This window comes from Sphaerotilus sp. (assembly GCF_031429695.1).
GTDB lineage: Bacteria > Pseudomonadota > Gammaproteobacteria > Burkholderiales > Burkholderiaceae_C > Sphaerotilus.
Window position 1 is genome coordinate 34931 of sequence record NZ_JANPAB010000010.1, and the last position, 18403, is coordinate 53333.

The window sequence follows — 18403 nt, forward strand, 5'->3', positions numbered from 1 at the left end:
ACCTCCGCTCAGCGATGCAGCCACACGAACCACGTCACCAGCGCGAAGACGCCGACAAGCATGACCAGTGCGTAGTGGTAGATGTAGCCGGTCTGGAACAGCCGCACGAGCGAGCCGATCCAGCCCACCAGGCGCGCCGAGCCATTGACGGCCAGTCCGTCGATGATCGCCACGTCGCCGATCTTCCACAGGCCGCGTCCCAGCATCCGGGCGCCTGCAGCGAGGATGTTCTCGTTGATCCAGTCCATGTAGTACTTGTTTTCCATCACCGTCACCAGCGGTGCCAGCACCCGGGCGAAGAACGCCGGAACCGCCGGAACCAGCATGTAGAACACGTAAGCCGTCACGACGCCACCCAGAGCCAGCAGGAAGGGCAGCGTGCTGAACGCATGCATCGCCATCGCCGCCGCACCGTGGAATTCATGCGCCAGCTCCTCCATCGCCGGATGCGCGTGCAGATTCACGGAGATCGCGTCCTTGAGGAAGTCTCCATACAGCATGGGCTGGATGGTGAGGTAGCCGATCACGACCGACGGAATCGCCAGCAACAGCAGCGGCACGGTCACGACCCAGGGCGATTCGTGCGGCGTGTGGGCATGGGCGTCGTGCCCATGGCCGTGACCATCTTCTTCGTGGTGATCGTGTTCGCCAGGGAAAGGCTTGTGGTGGAAATGCTCCTTGCCATGGAAGACCAGGAAGTACATCCGGAACGAATAGAACGCTGTCACGAAGACACCGATGACCGCAGCCGCATACGCCCACGGTGCAGCCGGCAGGTGGCTGGCGTGCAGCGCCTCGATGATCGAATCCTTCGAGTAGAAGCCCGAGAAGAACGGCGTGCCGATCAGCGCGAGCGAACCCAGCAGCGACGTGATCCAGGTAAGGGGCATGTACTTGCGCAGCCCGCCCATGTTGCGGATGTCCTGGTCATGGTGCATGCCGATGATCACCGAGCCGGCACCCAGGAACAGCAACGCCTTGAAGAACGCATGCGTCATCAGGTGGAACACGGCGACCGAGTAGGCCGAGGCACCCAGCGCCATCGTCATGTAGCCGAGCTGCGACAGCGTCGAGTAGGCGACCACGCGCTTGATGTCGTTCTGGATGATGCCCAGAAAACCCATGAACAGCGCCGTGATCGAACCGATGACCAGGATGAAGTTCAGTGCGGTGTCCGACAACTCGAACAACGGCGACATGCGCGCCACCATGAAGATGCCGGCCGTCACCATGGTCGCTGCGTGGATCAACGCGGAGATCGGGGTCGGGCCTTCCATGGAGTCGGGCAGCCAGACGTGCAGCGGGAACTGCGCCGACTTGCCCATCGCGCCGATGAACAGGCAGATGCAGATCACCGTGATCAGCATCCAGTCGCCACCCCAGGTGTCATACGGGAAGACGATCTTCGACAGTTCGCCCGCCTTGGCAAAGGTCTCGGTGTAGCTCAGCGTGCCCGCGTAGGCCGCGATCAGGCCGATGCCCAGGATGAAACCGAAGTCGCCGACCCGATTGACCAGGAACGCCTTCATGTTGGCAAACACCGCGGTCGGCTTCTTGAACCAGAAACCGATCAGCAGGTAGGACACCAGGCCCACCGCCTCCCAGCCGAAGAACAGTTGCAGGAAGTTGTTGCTCATGACGAGCATCAACATCGAGAACGTGAACAGCGAGATGTAGGAAAAGAAGCGCTGGTAGCCCGGATCCTCTTCCATGTAGCCGATGGTGTAGATGTGCACCATCAGCGACACGAAGGTCACCACGCACATCATCATCGCCGTCAGACCGTCGATCAGGAAACCGACCTCCATCTTCATGCCACCCAGCACCATCCATTCATAGACGGTCTGGTTGTAGCGCGCGCCTTCGAGGGCGACGGCCTTGAGCGTGATGGCCGACAGGATGAAGGCGATCAGCACGCCCAGGATGGTGGCGACGTGCGAACCCGTCCGGCCGATGGACTTGCCGAAGAAGCCTGCCAGCACGGCACCCGCGAGGGGCGCGAGCGGCACGGCCAACAGCATCGATTGCGAGAGCTGAGACATTTTCTGTTGTTCCCCTTGGCGTCAGCCCTTCAGCGAGTCCAGCTCATCGACATTGATCGTGGCGCGGTTGCGGAACAGCACGACCAGAATGGCCAGACCGATCGCAGACTCGGCCGCGGCCACCGTCAGGATGAAGAACACGAACACCTGGCCGGCCATGTCACCCAGGTAATGGGAGAAGGCCACGAAATTCAGATTGACCGCCAGCAGCATCAGCTCGATGGCCATCAGCAGCACGATCAGGTTCTTGCGGTTCAGGAAGATGCCGACCACGGAGATCGCGAACAGGATCGCGCCGAGCGTCAGGTAGTGTCCGAGCGAGATCATGCGGTTCCTTTCGGGGCGGCGTCGCTGGCGGGTGCGACAGCGGGCACGGAGGCCAACTCGCGCACCGGCTCCATCTTCACGATGCGCAGGCGATCGGCCTTCTTCGCCTTGACCTGCTCCGACGGGTTCTGCCCGCGCACATCCTTGCGGCGGCGCAGCGTCAGCGCGATGGCCGCAATGATCGCCACCAGCAGCAGCACCGCAGCGATTTCCAGCGGATAGAGGTAATCGGTGTACAGCTCGATACCCAGCAGCTTGGTGTTGGGCATGCCGACAGTGCCTTCCATCGGCTTGACCACGGAGGTATTGAAGCCCCGCTGCAGCACCCAGGCCATCTCCAGTGCAATCACGACACCAACGAGTGCGGCCAGGGGAAAGTGTTTCCAGAATCCCTGCTTCAGCAGTTCGATGTTGATGTCGAGCATCATCACGACGAACAGGAACAGCACCATGACGGCGCCGACATACACCAGCACCAGTGAAATCGCCAGGAACTCGGCGTGCAGCATCATCCAGATGCACGAGGCGCTGAAGAAGGACAGCACCAGGAACAGCGCGGAATGCACTGGGCTGTTGGCCGTGATGACTCGGAAAGCCGAGAGCAGCAGCACGGCGGAAAAGACGTAAAAAAGCGCGGAGGTGGTGTCCATGTCGTGGTCGGGTACGCGGTGGACCGGCAGATTGGCCGGCATCAGCGGTACTTGGCGTCCGCCTCCTTGTTGGCTGCAATCTCTTTTTCGTAGCGGTCACCGACGGCCAGCAACATGTCCTTCGTGAAGTACAGGTCACCGCGTTTTTCGCCGTGGTATTCGAAAATGTGGGTCTCGACGATCGAATCGACCGGGCAGCTCTCTTCGCAGAAACCGCAGAAGATGCACTTGGTCAGATCGATGTCGTAGCGCGTCGTGCGACGGCTGCCATCGGCACGGACGTCCGACTCGATGGTGATCGCCATCGCAGGACAGACGGCCTCGCACAACTTGCAGGCGATGCAGCGCTCTTCACCGTTGTCGTAACGACGCAGGGCATGCAGACCGCGGAAACGCGGTGAAAGCGGCGTCTTTTCTTCCGGGAACTGCACAGTCACACTGCGCTGGAAGAAGTGACGCCCGGTCAGTTTCATGCCCTTGAGCAACTCAAGCAGCATGAAACTGGAGACAAAATCCTTGACACTGGCCACGGCGGACATGGTTGTTTTCCTCGCTCGCTCGGGTTATTTCCAGATGTTCCAGGGCGACTGGATCCACAGACCCACCACCACCAGCCACACCAGCGTGATCGGAATGAAGATCTTCCAGCCCAACCGCATGATCTGGTCATAGCGGTAGCGCGGGAAGGTCGCGCGCACCCACAGAAACATGGTCGCGACGCAGAAGGTCTTGATGCCCAACCAGATCCAGCCCGGCAGGAAGGACAGCGCACCGATCGGCGCATCCCAGCCGCCGAGGAACAGCAGCACGGCCAGCATCGACACCAGAATCATGTTGGCGTATTCGGCCAGGAAGAACATGGCGAACGACATGCCCGAGTACTCGATCATGTGACCGGCCACGATTTCCGCTTCGCCTTCCACCACGTCGAAGGGGTGGCGGTTGGTCTCAGCCAAGCCAGAGATGAAGTAGACGATGAAGATCGGGAACAGCGGCAACCAGTTCCAGGACAGGAAGTTCAAGCCCATGTCGGCGAACTGGCCCTTGGTCTGGCTGACCACGATGTCGGTCATGTTCAGGCTGCCTGCGACCATCAGCACGACAACAAAGCAGAAGCCCATCGCGATTTCATAGCTGACCATCTGGGCCGACGCACGCATGGCACCCAGGAAGGCGTACTTCGAGTTGGACGCCCAGCCGGCGATGATCACGCCGTAGACTTCCATCGAGGTGATCGCCATCAGGAACAGCAAGCCGGCGTTGACGTTGGCCAGCGCGACTTCCGGCCCGAATGGCACAACCGCCCACGCGGCCAGCGCCGGCATGATCGTCATGACGGGGCCGAGGAAGAACAGGCCCTTGTTCGCGGCGGTCGGAGCGATGATCTCCTTGAAGATCAGCTTCACGGCGTCGGCGATGGGCGTCAGCAGGCCCCACGGACCCACGCGGTTCGGGCCGGGACGGATCTGGGTCCAACCGATGGCTTTGCGTTCCCAGAGCGTCAGGTAGGCCACGCAACCGAGCAGCGGCAGCAGCACGGCCACGATCTTGAGCAGCGTCCAGACTACGGCCCAGGCAGTGACGCCCAGCGTGGAGGCGCCAATGGTTTGCAGGGTGTCCAGCATCATTCGGTCCTTCTGCGGCTCAGGCGCGTTCGATGCTCAGGCTGCCGAAGACGGCGCCCAGCGCAGCGGTGGAGGGATGCCCGGCGCTCACTCGGACGGTGTTGGCCGCCAGCGTGGTATCCAGTGAAGCCGGCAGCACGGCACTGCCTTCGCCCTGCTGGACCCGCACCTTGGCACCGTCCTGCAAACCCAGTTGCGCCCAGAGTGCAGCGTTGAGCGCGACCAGCGGCGCATTGGCATCTGCCGTCTGTTGCAACGACGGAGCGCGGCGCACGGTCGAGTCCGTGGCGTAGACCGGCACGTTGGCGATGCGTTGCAGACCATCCGGTGCCGCCACGATCTGGGGAGTGGCATTGCTGGTGTTGGACAGCCGTGCAGCGATTTGGCCAGCGTCGTTCAGACCGGCGGCCGCGCGAACGTCCTCGACCGACTCCTGCGCGAAGCCGTCCAAACCCAGCAGGTTACCCAGCACACGCAGCACTTTCCAGCCTGGGCGGGTGTCGCCCAGCGGACGCACGACACCGTGGAAACTCTGCACGTGGCCATCAGCATTGACGAAGCTGCCACCGGTTTCGGTGAACGGTGCGATCGGCAGCATCACGTCGGCAAACTCGACATTCGCCTGGAACGGGCTGAACGCGACAACCATTTCTGCGGTCTGAAGCGACTTGGCGGCCTGCGTGGCGTTGGCAGCGTCCAGCACCGGCTCGGTGTTGAACAGCAGATACGCCTTGAGCGACTTGGTCAGCATCTGACCCGCGTCCAGACCACCCTGCCCCGGCTGCGCGCCGACCAGTTGCGCGCCGACGCCGTTGCCCGAATCGCCCAGGTAGCCGCAACGGGCGCCCGCCTGCTCGGCGATCCAGTTAGCGATGGCCAGCAGTTCGGCCGCCTGCGGGTGCGCGGCGGCGGCGTTGCCCAGCAGCACGGCCTTGCGCTCACCCGACAACAGTGCGTTGGCGATGGCTTGTGCCTGCTCGCCCGGCGTCACCGACAGCGGTGCGGTCACACCCTTGGCGGTAGCCACAGCAGCGGCCACTTCAATCAGCACCGACAGCCAGTCCGACGGCGCCGCGATGATCTCGCCTGCAACGTTCATGGCCCAATCGTCCGACATCGCACCGATGCGCATGACGCGGCCACCGCGGCGGGTCGCCTGGCGCAGGCGCTGTGCAAACAGCGGGTGGTCCTTGCGCAGGAAGGAACCGATCACCAGCGCACGGTCCAGCGTGGACAGCTCCGCGATCGGCAGACCCAGCCAGCGCACGGCACCAGCTTCCGTGCGGAAGTCGGCATGACGCAGGCGGTGGTCGATGTTCTGGCTGCCCAGGCCACGCATGAACTCACCCAGCAGGAACAGCTCTTCGCTGGTGCTGGTGGCGGAGACCAGCGCACCGATCGAGGCAGCACCGTGTTGCGTCTTGATCTGCTTCAGACCGTTGGCGACGTATTCGAGCGCCGTGGTCCAGTCCACCGGCTTCCACTGGCCGCCCTGCTTGAGCATCGGCTGCGTCAGGCGGGCGTCGCTGTTGAGCGCCTCGTAGCTGAAGCGGTCGCGGTCAGCGATCCAGCACTCGTTGACGGCGTCGTTTTCCAGCGGCACCACGCGCAGCACCTTGTGGTTCTTGACCTGCACGACCAGGTTCGCACCCGTCGAGTCGTGCGGGCTGACGCTCTTGCGGCGCGACAGCTCCCAGGTGCGGGCGCTGTAGCGGAAAGGCTTGCTCGTCAGCGCGCCGACCGGGCAGATGTCGATCATGTTGCCAGACAGCTCGGAGTCGATCGTCTGACCGACAAAGGTCGTGATCTCGGCATGTTCGCCACGCTGGAGCATGCCCAGCTCCATTTGGCCAGCGATCTCCTGGCCGAAGCGGACGCAGCGCGTGCAGTGGATGCAACGGCTCATCTCTTCCATCGAGATCAGCGGACCGACCTCCTTGTGGAAGACGACGCGCTTTTCTTCTTCATAGCGCGAGGCGGACTTGCCGTAGCCCACGGCCAGATCCTGCAACTGGCACTCGCCGCCCTGGTCGCAGATCGGGCAGTCCAGCGGGTGGTTGATGAGGAGAAACTCCATCACCGACTGCTGGGCTTTCAGCGCTTTCTCGCTCTTGGTGCGCACGATCATGCCCTGCGTCACCGGCGTGGCGCAGGCCGGCATGGGCTTGGGCGCCTTCTCGACATCCACGAGGCACATGCGGCAGTTCGCGGCGATCGAAAGCTTCTTGTGGTAGCAGAAGTGCGGAATGTAGGTGCCAGCGGCTTCGGCGGCATGCATCACCATGCTGCCTTCGAGCACCGAAACCTTCTTGCCGTCGAGTTCGATTTCAACCATGTTCGTTCGTCCCGGCGATGCAGGTCTTGTGTTCGATGTGGTGGACAAATTCATCGCGGAAATGCTTGAGCATGCCGCGTACCGGCATCGCTGCCGCATCCCCCAGCGCACAGATGGTGCGGCCCATGATGTTCTCGGCCACGTTGTCGAGCAGGGCCAGATCGTCCGGACGGCCGCGGCCGGTCTCGATGCGATCGACCATCTTCGACAGCCAGCCGGTGCCTTCGCGGCACGGCGTGCACTGACCGCACGACTCGTGCGCGTAGAAATACGACAGACGCTGCAAGCTCTTGACCATGCAGCGGGTCTCGTCCATCACGATGACGGCGCCTGAACCCAGCATGGAACCAGCCTTGCTGATGGAGTCATAGTCCATCGTGCAGTTCATCATCACATCCGCCGGCAGCACCGGCGATGACGAGCCACCAGGGATCACCGCCTTGAGCTTCTTTCCACCCTTGACACCGCCAGCAAGTTCCAGCAGCTTCGAGAACGGCGTACCCATCGGGATCTCGTAGTTGCCGGGACGCTCGACGTCGCCGACCATCGAGTAGATCTTGGTACCGCCGTTGTTCGGCTTGCCGCATTCCAGGTAAGCCTGACCACCGTTGCGGATGATCCAGGGCACGGCCGCGAAGGTCTCGGTGTTGTTGATCGTTGTCGGACGACCGTACAGACCGAAGCTCGCGGGGAACGGCGGCTTGAAGCGGGGCTGGCCTTTCTTGCCTTCAAGCGACTCCAGGAGCGCGGTTTCTTCGCCGCAAATGTAAGCGCCGAAACCGTGGAAGGCGTGGAGCTGGAAGCTGTGTTTGCTGCCCAGAATGCTGGCACCCAGATAACCAGCGGCACGTGCCTCTTCCAGTGCGTCCTCGAAGCGGTCGTAGGCGTCGAAGATTTCACCGTGGATGTAGTTGTAGCCCACCGAGATGCCCATCGCGTAGGCCGCGATGATCATGCCCTCGATGACGATGTGCGGATTGAAGCGCAGGATGTCGCGGTCCTTGCACGTACCCGGCTCACCTTCGTCGGAGTTGCAGACCAGATACTTTTGCACCGGCAGCGCGCGCGGCATGAAGCTCCACTTCAGGCCGGTCGGGAATCCCGCACCACCTCGACCACGCAGGCCCGAGGCCTTCACATCCGCGACCACCTGGTCCGGCGTCATGCCCTCGCCTTCACCCTGGGACAGGATCTTGCGCAGCGCCTGGTAGCCACCACGCGCCTCGTAGTCCTTGAGACGCCAGTTGCTGCCGTTCAGGCCGGCAAGGATCTGCGGATCGATGTGCCGATCATGGAAACAGGTTTCGAAGCCCGTTGCCTGGAATTTGGAGAGATCAAGAGTCATGTGCTTGTCCGCCCCTGGGTTCAGTTGGCCGCAGCCCTGGACTGGGCCTTGAGCGTGGCGACCAGATCGTCGAGTCGGTCGTTGCTCATGTAGCTGATCATCTGGCGGTCATTGACGAGCATCACCGGCGCATCGGCGCAAGCGCCCAGGCATTCGCACTTCTGGACGGTGAACAGGCCATCGGCGGTGGTGCCACCGTCTTCGACACCCAGCTTCTCGCACAGGTAGTCCATTGCCTGCTGCCCGTTGCGCAACTGGCACGGCAGGTTGGTGCAGACGTTCAGCTTGAACTGTCCGACCGGACGCTGGTTGTACATGTTGTAGAAGGTCGTGACCTCGCGCACTGCGACAGGTGCCATGCCGAGCACACCGGCAATGGCCTTTTCAGCCTCGGGCGAAATCCAGCCCAGCTCCTGCTGGGCAATCGACAGACAAGCCATCACAGCCGACTGCTTCTGGTCGGCGGGATATTTGGCAACTTCGCGCGCAAAGCGCGCCAGGGTGGCTTCACTGAACATGGATGTGGTCGCTTCCGGGTAGCCGCAGTGGTTCAGCGGTCGATCTCGCCAAACACGATGTCCATCGTGCCGATGATGGCCACCGCATCCGCGATCATGTGACCACGCGACATTTCGTCGAGCGCCGCCAGATGCACGTAGCCAGGCGGGCGAATCTTCATGCGGTAGGGCTTGTTGGCACCGTCGCTGATCAGGTAGATGCCGAACTCGCCCTTCGGGTGCTCGACGGCGGCATACGCCTCGCCTTCGGGCACGTGGAAACCTTCGGTGAAGAGCTTGAAGTGGTGGATCAGCTCTTCCATCGAGGTCTTCATCTCGACGCGGGACGGCGGTGCGACCTTGTGGTTGCTGGTGATGACCGGGCCGGGGTTCTTGCGCAGCCAATCGACGCACTGCTTGATGATGCGGTTGGACTGGCGCATTTCCTCGACACGCACCAGATAGCGGTCGTAGGTATCGCCGTTGACACCCAGCGGGATGTCGAAGTCCATGCGGTCATAGACTTCGTAGGGCTGGTTCTTGCGCAAGTCCCAGGCGATGCCAGAACCACGCAGCATCGGACCGGTGAAGCCCAGATTCAATGCCCGCTCCGGCGACACGACACCGATGCCGACCGTGCGCTGCTTCCATATGCGGTTGTCGGTGAGCAGCGTCTCGTACTCGTCGATCAGCGTCGGGAAGCGGGTGGTGAAGTCTTCGATGAAGTCGAGCAACGAACCCTGGCGATTCTCGTTCAGACGCGCCATCGCCTTGGCGTTGCGGATCTTGCTGTACTTGTACTGCGGCATCGTGTCCGGCAGGTCACGGTAGACACCGCCCGGACGGAAGTAGGCCGCGTGCATGCGTGCGCCGGACACGGCCTCGTACATATCGAACAGATCTTCCCGCTCGCGGAAGCAGTAGATCAGCAAGTTCATGGCGCCGCAGTCCATGCCGTGGCAACCCAGCCATAGCAGGTGGTTCAGCAGACGGGTGATCTCGCTGAACAGCACGCGGATGTACTGCGCCCGAATGGGCACATCCACACCCAGCAGCTTCTCGATCGCCAAGCAGTAGGCATGTTCGTTGGACATCATCGACACGTAGTCGAGACGGTCCATGTAGGGCAGCGACTGGATGAACGTCTTGCTCTCGGCCAGCTTTTCAGTGGCGCGGTGCAGCAGACCGATGTGGGGATCGGCACGCTGGATGACTTCGCCGTCCAGCTCCAGCACCAGCCGCAGGACGCCGTGCGCAGCCGGGTGCTGCGGACCGAAGTTCAGGGTGTAGTTCTTGATTTCAGCCATGGATCAACCTCAGGTTCGGCGCTGCGCCAGCTCAGTGCAGGCCGCCATAGTTGTCTTCGCGGATGATGCGCGGCGTGATCTCGCGCGGCTCGATGGTGACCGGCTGGTAGATGACACGTTTCTGCTCGGGGTCGTAGCGCATCTCGACGTGACCCGTGACAGGGAAATCCTTGCGCATCGGATGTCCAATGAAACCGTAGTCGGTCAGGATGCGGCGCAGGTCGTCGTGCCCGTCGAACACGATGCCATACATGTCGAATGCCTCGCGCTCGAACCAGTTGGCCGAGGACCACAGCGGGGTAAACGCCGGCACGACGGGGAAGTCATCGTCGGCCGCGAACACCTTGAGGCGCAGGCGCCAGTTCAGACGCACCGACAGCAGATGGGTCACCACTGCATAGCGCAGACCTTCGTACGGAGCGTCCCGGTAGCCGCTGTAATCGACACCACAGAGATCGATCAGCTGCTCGAACCCGAGATCCGGGTGATCGCGCAGCGTCTTGGCAATGGACAAGGAGTCAGCCGCCTTGACGGTGACCGTGATTTCGCCACGCGCGCGCACCAAGCTCACAAGGCGATCGGCGAACACACGCTCCAGCGCGGCCTGCAGGGTATCGAGTTTCTGCGTCATGTCGGATGCACCTGCTCAGCGGGCGATGGTGTTTTCGCGGCGAATCTTGGCCTGCAACTGCAGGATGCCGTACAGCAGTGCCTCGGCCGTGGGCGGACAGCCCGGCACATAGACGTCGACTGGCACAACCCGGTCACAACCCCGCACCACCGAGTAGCTGTAGTGATAGTAGCCGCCCCCATTGGCACAGGAACCCATGCTCAACACCCAGCGCGGCTCGGCCATCTGGTCGTAGACCTTGCGCAAGGCTGGCGCCATCTTGTTGCACAGCGTGCCGGCCACGATCATCAGATCGGATTGGCGCGGACTGGGTCGGAACAGCATGCCGAAGCGGTCGATGTCGTAGCGGGAGGCACCCGCATGCATCATCTCGACAGCACAGCAGGCCAGACCGAAGGTCATCGGCCAGAGTGATCCGGTCTTGGACCAGTTGATCAGGGTATCGACACTGGTCGTGACGAAACCTTCCTTGAGTACGCCTTCAATGCCCATGGTGTGCTTTCAGTGGCTCTCGTGGTCTGGACCGAATCATTCCCAATCGAGGGCGCCTTTTTTCCATTCGTACACGAATCCGACCACCAGAATGCCCAGAAAGATCATCATCGCCCAGAAACCTGTCGCCCCGATTTCACGCAGCGACACCGCCCACGGAAACAGGAACGCGATTTCAAGATCGAACAGAATGAAGAGAATCGCCACCAGGTAGTAGCGCACATCAAACTTCATGCGCGCATCCTCGAACGCTTCAAAGCCGCACTCGTAGGGGGAGTTCTTGGCCGCGTAGGGCCGATGCGGCCCCAGCAGCGCGCCCAGCAACTGAGGCGCAACGCCGACGCCGACGCCAACAAGAATGAACAGAATGACGGGGAGGTATTGTTCCAGATTCATGTCAATCGACTTGTCAGCCCCTCATGCGGCAAAAATAAAGCGCGCCGCCCGGGAAACCACTTTCGTGCTTAACCGCGTGCTTAGCGCGCCCACCTGCTTCCTGCGCCTAATATTGCCAGGGCGCCGAATCAAACCCCCAAGGAGAATTTGATCCACATGTCATTTTGTATGGTGCCGACGGCGAGACTCGAACTCGCACAGCTTTCGCCACTACCCCCTCAAGATAGCGTGTCTACCAATTTCACCACGTCGGCACGTGCAAACCATCATTCTACAACCAGCATTCACACCACATCTCTGCAGCTGGACCTGATTAAGACCCTGTTTATGCTGATCTACCGCAGGAAAGCCCTTGCAGCACAGCCTTGAATTCTAATGCCAATGAGGGTTTGCCTCAAGTACCCAGCCTGATTTTTCGCGCAATTCAGCGCGAGGCAGGCGCCGAAGCGGCGATGGCCGACGCTGCAGGCGCCGCCACCAACCCCGGAATCTGGGCTGCAGCGGGACCGCTGGCCACCGCGACAGGCGCAGCCGCTCGGTCCAGGATGCTGCCACCGGAGCCCCCGGCGCTGCGCAGGTTGCCGAAGTAGGCCAACGCCAGTGTGCAGACAAAAAACAACGTTGCAGCAACGGCCGTCGAGCGTGACAGGAAGTTGGCACTACCAGTCGCGCCAAACAAGCTGCCAGACGAGCCTCCACCGAAGGCTGCACCCATGTCAGCACCCTTGCCGTGCTGCATCAGGACCAGCCCGATCATCACAATGGCCGTCACCAGCTGCAACAGCAGCACCAGATTCATCATCACTTGCATTGGAAAAACTCCGTAGGAACTCGACTGGACCGACCTGACGCGGATCAGCTCGCCGCGCGGACCACAGCGACGAAATCCGCCACCTTGAGTGCCGCGCCACCGATCAAGCCACCGTCGATGTCGGTCTGAGAAAAGAGAATTGCGGCGTTGTCAGGTTTGACGCTGCCCCCGTACAACAGCTTCATGTCACCGGCGCGTGGTGTTGCCGCCGCCAATTGCGCACGCAGTACGGCATGAACCGCCTGCGCCTGCTCTGGTGAAGCGGTTCGGCCAGTGCCGATCGCCCACACCGGCTCATAGGCCACGACCACTTCACCAATGCACTGCCCGAGCGTGTGGATGACAGCCGACAACTGCCGCTTCACGACCGCCTCGGTTTCGCCAGCCTCGCGCTGCGCCAGCGTTTCGCCGACACAGACGATCGGCGTGATCCCCTTGGCGAGTGCGGCCTTGGCCTTGTCGGCCACGAGCTGATCAGACTCGCCATGCAAGGCGCGGCGCTCGGAGTGTCCGACGATCGCATAGCGACAACCGAATTCAGCCAGCATCGCCGCCGACACCTCACCGGTGTAAGCACCCTGCGCGTGAGCGGAACAATCCTGCGAACCCCAGGCCACGCTGCCGTTGGACAGCGTCACCGCGACTTCGGACAGGTAGGGAAACGGCACGCACACCGCCACTTCGGCCACGAAGGGCCGGGCCGCCAGGATGCCCTGCAGCAACTCGGCATTCGCCGCGTGGCTGCCGTGCATCTTCCAGTTACCCACCACCAGCTTGTGACGTGTCGTCATGATGATTGCTCTTCGATCAAGTTAGGTCATCTCACCAAGTCACCAAGTCAGCACGATCTTGCCGACGTGCTGATTGGACTCCATCAGGGCATGCGCCTGCACCGCCTCGGCGGCAGGCAACACGCTGTGCAGCACCGGCCGGATGCGCCCCGATCCGATCAGTGGCCACACCCGCTCGCGCAGCGCGGTCGCCACGGCCCCCTTGAACGCCACCGGGCGCGGCCGCAGCGTCGAGCCCGTGACCGTCAGGCGTCGACGCAGCACGAGCCCGGCGTCGAACTGCGCCTTCACGCCACCCTGCACCGCGATGATGACCAGCCGACCGTCTTCGGCCAGCGCCATCACTTCACGGGCAACATAGTCACCGGCCACCATGTCGAGGATCACGTCCACGCCCCACCCGCCCGTGAGCCGGCGCGACTCTTCAGCGAAATCGGCCGTGCGGTAGTTGATCGCGTGGTCAGCGCCGAGGTCGAGGCACGCCTGGCACTTGGCATCACTGCCCGCCGTGGCGATCACCGTGGCGCCGAACGCTTTGGCCATCTGGATGGCGGTGACACCGATGCCGCTGGTGCCACCCTGGATCAGCAGCGTCTCGCCCGGCTGCAGCGCCGCGCGCATGAACACGTTCGACCACACGGTGAAGCAGGTCTCGGGCAGGCTGGCCGCCTCGGTATCACTCAGACCGTCCGGCACAGGCAGACACTGGACCGCGGGGGTCACGCACAACTCGGCGTAGCCACCACCCGGCGTCAACGCACAGACGCGCTGCCCGATGGACAACCCAGCCGACGCCATCGCCGCGGCATCACCCGCGACGACGACCCCCGCCACCTCCAGCCCCGGCAGATCCGAAGCACCCGGCGGCGGCGGGTACGCACCCATGCGCTGCAGCACGTCGGGGCGGTTCACCCCGCTGGCCGCCACGCGAATCAGCACCTCGCCTGCCCCCGGCACCGGGTCCGCACGATCGACCAGCATCAGCACGTCTGGTGGACCCGGGCGAGAGATTTCAATGGCTTTCATGTGCGGAATCCTCTGAGCGGTTCAGCGACGGATCAAGACTGCGACGGCTCCGAACCAGCGTCCGGCGCGGCGGCAACCGGCGCAGCCGCATCGGCGGCCGACTGCTCGCTGCGCGGTGCGCGTTCGCGACGCGGACCACGGTCGCCACGGTCATTGCGATCACCGAATTCACGGCGCGGCGCACGTTCGAAACGCTCTTCTTCCATGCCTTCCGGACGCTCCAGCAGCGCCTTCATCGACAGCTTGATGCGGCCCTTCTCGTCCGTCTCCAGGACCTTGACCTTGACGATCTGGCCTTCGGTCAGGAAGTCGGTGACCTTCTCGACACGCTGGTGGGCGATCTGGCTGATGTGCAGCAGGCCATCCTTGCCCGGCAGCACGTTGACCAGGGCGCCGAAGTCCAGGATCTTGACAACCGGGCCTTCGTAGACCTTGCCGATCTCGGCTTCGGCGGTGATGTCGGCGATGCGCTTCTTGGCGACATCGGCCTTGGCGCTGTCGGTGGATGCGATCGTGATGGTGCCGTTTTCGTCGATGTTGATCTGGCAGCCGGTCTCTTCGGTCAGGGCGCGGATGACGGAGCCACCCTTGCCGATGACGTCACGGATCTTTTCCGGGTTGATCTTCATCGTATACAGGCGCGGCGCGAAGTCCGACACCTCGGTGCTGGCACCCGCGACCGCTTCGGTCATCTTGCCCAGGATGTGCAGACGCGCTTCCTTGGCCTGCGCCAGCGCGACCTGCATGATTTCCTTGGTGATGCCCTGGATCTTGATGTCCATCTGCAGGGCGGTCACACCGACGGTCGTGCCTGCCACCTTGAAGTCCATGTCGCCGAGGTGGTCCTCGTCACCCAGGATGTCGGTCAGCACGGCGAAGCGGTTGCCGTCCTTGATCAGGCCCATGGCGATGCCGGCGACGTGCGCCTTCATCGGCACACCGGCGTCCATCAGCGCCAGGCAGCCGCCGCAGACGGAGGCCATCGACGACGAGCCGTTGGACTCGGTGATCTCGGAGACGACGCGGATCGTGTAGGCAAAGTCTTCGCGGTTCGGCAGCAGCGGCACCAGGGCGCGCTTGGCCAGACGGCCGTGGCCGGTTTCGCGGCGCTTCGGCGTGCCCATGCGGCCGGCTTCGCCGGTGGCGAAGGGGGGCATGTTGTAGTGGAACAGGAAGGTGTCGCGGAAATCGCCGGCCAGCGCGTCGATGCGCTGCGAGTCCTGGTCGGTGCCGAGCGTGGCGACGACGAGGGCTTGCGTTTCGCCACGGGTGAACAGCGCCGAGCCGTGGGTGCGCGGCAGCACGCCAGTGCGGATCTCGATCGGGCGCACGGTGCGGGTGTCGCGGCCGTCGATGCGCGGCTCGCCGGCCAGGATCTGGCCGCGAACGGTCTTGGCCTCGATCTCGAACAGCAGGTTATCGACCTCAACGCCGTCGAACTCGACGCCATCGGCCTTCAGTGCGGCCTTGACTTCAGCGAAGGCCGTGCGGCAGGCGTCGGTGCGGGCTTGCTTCGAACGGATCTGGTAAGCCGCTTCGATCTTGGCCTGACCGAACTCGGCGATCTTGGCGATCAGCGGTTCGTTCTTGGCGGGGGCCTGCCAGGTCCATTCCGGCTTGCCGGCGTCACGCACCAGCTCGTTGATCGCGGCGATGGCGACCTTGGCCTGCTCGTGGCCGTACACGATGCCACCCAGCATGACTTCTTCGGTGAGCTGCTGCGCTTCGGACTCGACCATCAGCACGGCGGCTTCGGTACCCGCGACGACCAGATCCAGCGACGACTGCTTGAGCTGCGTCGGGCCCGGGTTCAGGACGTATTCGCCGTTGATGTAGCCCACGCGGGCGGCACCGACCGGGCCGTTGAACGGGATGCCGGAGATGGCCAGCGCGGCGGACGAACCGATCAGCGCGGCGATGTCAGCCGAGGCTTCCGGGTTCAGCGACAGGACGTGGATGACGACCTGAACTTCGTTGTAGAAGCCTTCCGGGAACAGCGGGCGCAGCGGGCGGTCGATCAGGCGGCTGGTCAGCACTTCCAGCTCGCTCGGCTTGGCTTCACGCTTGAAGAAGCTGCCGGGGATCTTGCCGGCGGCGTAGGTCTTCTCGATGTAGTCCACCGTCAGGGGGAAGAAGTCCTGGCCCTGCTTGGCTTCCTTGCGGGCGACGACGGTGGCGAGCACCACGGTGTCGTCCATGTTGACGATCACGGCACCGCTGGCCTGGCGGGCGATTTCACCGGTTTCGAGCGTGACGGTGTGCTGACCCCATTGAAAGGTCTTGGTAACTTTGTTGAACAGGCTCATGGAAATCTCCGTCTGGGGTTATCGGTCACCGCGGCGGGATGCCATTCCATCAAGACCCGGTCTGTCGGATCTTGATGGAATGACACAGCAGCGCCCACGCGTGGCCGGGGAAAAACAGGGTGGTGAGCACGGTGGCTCAAAAACAAAGAGCCTGTGCTGGAGGGTCCAGACAGGCTCTTTGCATGCTTGCCGGTGTTACTTGCGCAGGCCCAGCTTCTGGATCAGGGACAGGTAACGGCTGGCGTCACGGTCCTTCAGGTAGTCCAGCAGCTTGCGGCGGCGGCTGACCATGCGCAGCAGACCGCGGCGACCGTGGTGGTCCTTCTTGTGGGTCTTGAAGTGCGGGGTCAGGTGGTTGATGCGGGCGGTCAGCAGGGCGACCTGGACTTCCGGCGATCCGGTGTCGGCGACGCCGCGGGCGTTGGCGGCAACGACTTCTGCCTTGTTGATTTCGGACATGTCAAATTTCCTTGGGTTTCGAGGTTCACTTGCGGCCGTGGGGGAAACCGCCCCGCGCCGTGTACGCGCCGATGCGCGTGTCATCGCCACCAGAACCAGCAGCGAAGCCGGCGATTATAGCGCCAAGGCGCGCGCCAGCCGATCCACTCCCTGAAGCAGCCGCTGCGGCTGGCGGGACGCGAAACACCAGCGCAGCCAGCCCTCGGCCTCGTCACCGAAGGCAGTGCCCGGCGCCAGCCCCAGCCCATGGTCGGACACCAGCCGCTTGGCCAGCGACAGTGCGTCGCGCTCGCCGTCGATGCGCAGGAAGGCATACATCGCCCCCGGCGGCGTGGCCACCTCGACCCGCGGCAGCGTCTGCAGCGCGCCGATCAGCGTGTCCCGGCACACCCGCAGCCGCGCCTGCAAGGCCGGCACCGACACCGGCGCATCCGCCAGTGCCGCCAGACCGGCCCGCTGCACGAACACCGGCGTGCACGAGGTGTTGAACTCGATGAGCTTGCCGAGCTGCTCGATGAGCGACGCCGGCGCCACCAGATTACCCAGCCGCCAGCCCGTCATCAGGAAGGACTTCGAGAAACTGTGGACGACCACCAGCCGGTCATCGGGATCGGCCAGATCGAGAAAGCTCGGCGCGCAGACGACCTGCCCCGGCAAGGGCGCAGCGTCCGGGTAGTACAGCCGTTCGTACACCTCGTCCGACAGGATCCAGGTCCCCGTGCGGCGGCAGTGGTCCAGGATCACCTGCTGCTCGGCGCGGGTCAGCGTCCAGCCGGTCGGGTTGTTCGGTGCATTGAGCACCAGCACCCGCGTGGCCGGCGTCACCGCTGCGAGCAGCTCGTCCAGGTCGAGCCGCCACGCACCGGCTTCAGCCCGCAGGCTGACCCGCCGCACCCGCGCACCCAGGATCGCCGGCTGCGCAGTCAGGTTCGGCCACACCGGCACGACCACCACCACCTCGTCGCCCGCGTCCACCAGCGCCTGCTGCGCCAGCATCAGCGCGCTGACACCCGACGAGGTGACAGCGATGCGTTCGACACCCACCGGTCGGTGCAGCGCGGAGATGTAGCCCGACAGCGCCTCGCGCAGCGCCGGCAACCCGAGGTTGTGGGCGTAGAACGTCTCGCCCGCCTCGATCGAGGTCACGGCGGCATCGCGCACGCCCATCGGCGTGATCTCGTCGCTCTCGCCGAACCAGAAGGCCAGCACATCGCTGCGGCCCAGGCCCGCATTGGCCACTTCACGGATGCGAGATGCCGACAGATCGGCAATCACTTGACGCATGGAAATCCCCACTCCAGCAGATCCGAAAGGATCAGAGGGGAGCCATCTTGCACGAATGTGGCTGCACCGTCTGCTCGGC

The 18403-nt window shown here is 63.3% G+C and carries 18 protein-coding genes and 1 tRNA gene; all 19 read right to left on the reverse strand.

Annotated elements, in window-relative coordinates; genetic code table 11:
* Positions 1-8: 8 nt before the first annotated feature.
* The 19 genes from nuoL to RMP06_RS02355 all read right to left on the reverse strand — a co-directional run bounded on the left by nuoL (position 9) and on the right by RMP06_RS02355 (position 18324).
* The gene (nuoL, locus tag RMP06_RS02265) at positions 9-2042 is read right to left on the reverse strand and encodes an NADH-quinone oxidoreductase subunit L (protein ID WP_310460159.1); all 2034 of its coding nucleotides are present in this window, start codon (positions 2040-2042) and stop codon (positions 9-11) included.
* 21 nt (positions 2043-2063) lie between these two features.
* Positions 2064-2369 (reverse strand): NADH-quinone oxidoreductase subunit NuoK, encoded by a 306-nt coding sequence (gene nuoK / locus RMP06_RS02270; RefSeq protein WP_179634872.1) that lies wholly within the window; start codon positions 2367-2369, stop codon positions 2064-2066.
* Entirely contained in the window at positions 2366-3019 is a 654-nt protein-coding gene (locus RMP06_RS02275) for an NADH-quinone oxidoreductase subunit J (RefSeq protein ID WP_310460160.1), read from the reverse strand. The genes nuoK and RMP06_RS02275 overlap by 4 nt, the downstream gene beginning before the upstream one ends.
* Before the next feature lie 41 nt (positions 3020-3060).
* On the reverse strand, positions 3061-3558 hold the full coding sequence (nuoI, locus tag RMP06_RS02280) for an NADH-quinone oxidoreductase subunit NuoI (RefSeq protein ID WP_310460161.1): 498 nt from the start codon (positions 3556-3558) through the stop codon (positions 3061-3063).
* Between the two features lie 24 nt (positions 3559-3582).
* Entirely contained in the window at positions 3583-4644 is a 1062-nt protein-coding gene (gene nuoH, locus RMP06_RS02285; protein WP_310460162.1) for an NADH-quinone oxidoreductase subunit NuoH, read from the reverse strand.
* 19 nt (positions 4645-4663) lie between these two features.
* Positions 4664-6979, reverse strand: coding sequence for an NADH-quinone oxidoreductase subunit NuoG (nuoG, locus tag RMP06_RS02290; protein ID WP_310460163.1), 2316 nt, complete (start codon positions 6977-6979; stop codon positions 4664-4666).
* Complete coding sequence (gene nuoF / locus RMP06_RS02295; RefSeq protein WP_310460164.1) at positions 6972-8324, reverse strand: NADH-quinone oxidoreductase subunit NuoF; 1353 nt, start codon at positions 8322-8324, stop codon at positions 6972-6974. The genes nuoG and nuoF overlap by 8 nt, the downstream gene beginning before the upstream one ends.
* Before the next feature lie 20 nt (positions 8325-8344).
* Positions 8345-8842, reverse strand: a complete 498-nt coding sequence (nuoE, locus tag RMP06_RS02300; RefSeq protein ID WP_310460165.1) for an NADH-quinone oxidoreductase subunit NuoE — start codon at positions 8840-8842, stop codon at positions 8345-8347.
* A gap of 32 nt (positions 8843-8874) precedes the next feature.
* Positions 8875-10128 (reverse strand): NADH-quinone oxidoreductase subunit D, encoded by a 1254-nt coding sequence (locus RMP06_RS02305; RefSeq protein WP_310460166.1) that lies wholly within the window; start codon positions 10126-10128, stop codon positions 8875-8877.
* A gap of 31 nt (positions 10129-10159) precedes the next feature.
* Positions 10160-10759 carry an NADH-quinone oxidoreductase subunit C gene (locus tag RMP06_RS02310; protein WP_310460167.1) on the reverse strand — a complete coding sequence of 200 codons (600 nt, stop codon included), beginning with the start codon at positions 10757-10759 and terminating at the stop codon, positions 10160-10162.
* Between the two features lie 15 nt (positions 10760-10774).
* On the reverse strand, positions 10775-11251 hold the full coding sequence (locus tag RMP06_RS02315; RefSeq protein WP_012346532.1) for a NuoB/complex I 20 kDa subunit family protein: 477 nt from the start codon (positions 11249-11251) through the stop codon (positions 10775-10777).
* Between the two features lie 36 nt (positions 11252-11287).
* Entirely contained in the window at positions 11288-11647 is a 360-nt protein-coding gene (locus tag RMP06_RS02320) for an NADH-quinone oxidoreductase subunit A (RefSeq protein ID WP_310460168.1), read from the reverse strand.
* A 169-nt stretch (positions 11648-11816) separates the two neighbouring features.
* A tRNA-Leu gene (locus RMP06_RS02325) sits at positions 11817-11901 on the reverse strand.
* Positions 11902-12071: 170 nt separating this feature from the next.
* Positions 12072-12458 (reverse strand): preprotein translocase subunit SecG, encoded by a 387-nt coding sequence (secG, locus tag RMP06_RS02330; protein WP_310460169.1) that lies wholly within the window; start codon positions 12456-12458, stop codon positions 12072-12074.
* Between the two features lie 44 nt (positions 12459-12502).
* The gene (gene tpiA, locus RMP06_RS02335) at positions 12503-13249 is read right to left on the reverse strand and encodes a triose-phosphate isomerase (protein WP_310460170.1); all 747 of its coding nucleotides are present in this window, start codon (positions 13247-13249) and stop codon (positions 12503-12505) included.
* Between the two features lie 39 nt (positions 13250-13288).
* Positions 13289-14275, reverse strand: coding sequence for an NAD(P)H-quinone oxidoreductase (locus tag RMP06_RS02340; RefSeq protein WP_310460171.1), 987 nt, complete (start codon positions 14273-14275; stop codon positions 13289-13291).
* 32 nt (positions 14276-14307) lie between these two features.
* Positions 14308-16581: a polyribonucleotide nucleotidyltransferase gene (pnp, locus tag RMP06_RS02345; RefSeq protein WP_310460172.1), complete on the reverse strand. Its 2274-nt coding sequence runs from the start codon at positions 16579-16581 to the stop codon at positions 14308-14310.
* Positions 16582-16776: 195 nt separating this feature from the next.
* Positions 16777-17040: a 30S ribosomal protein S15 gene (gene rpsO / locus RMP06_RS02350; protein WP_310460173.1), complete on the reverse strand. Its 264-nt coding sequence runs from the start codon at positions 17038-17040 to the stop codon at positions 16777-16779.
* A 114-nt stretch (positions 17041-17154) separates the two neighbouring features.
* Entirely contained in the window at positions 17155-18324 is a 1170-nt protein-coding gene (locus tag RMP06_RS02355) for a pyridoxal phosphate-dependent aminotransferase (RefSeq protein ID WP_310460174.1), read from the reverse strand.
* Positions 18325-18403: the final 79 nt, after the last annotated feature.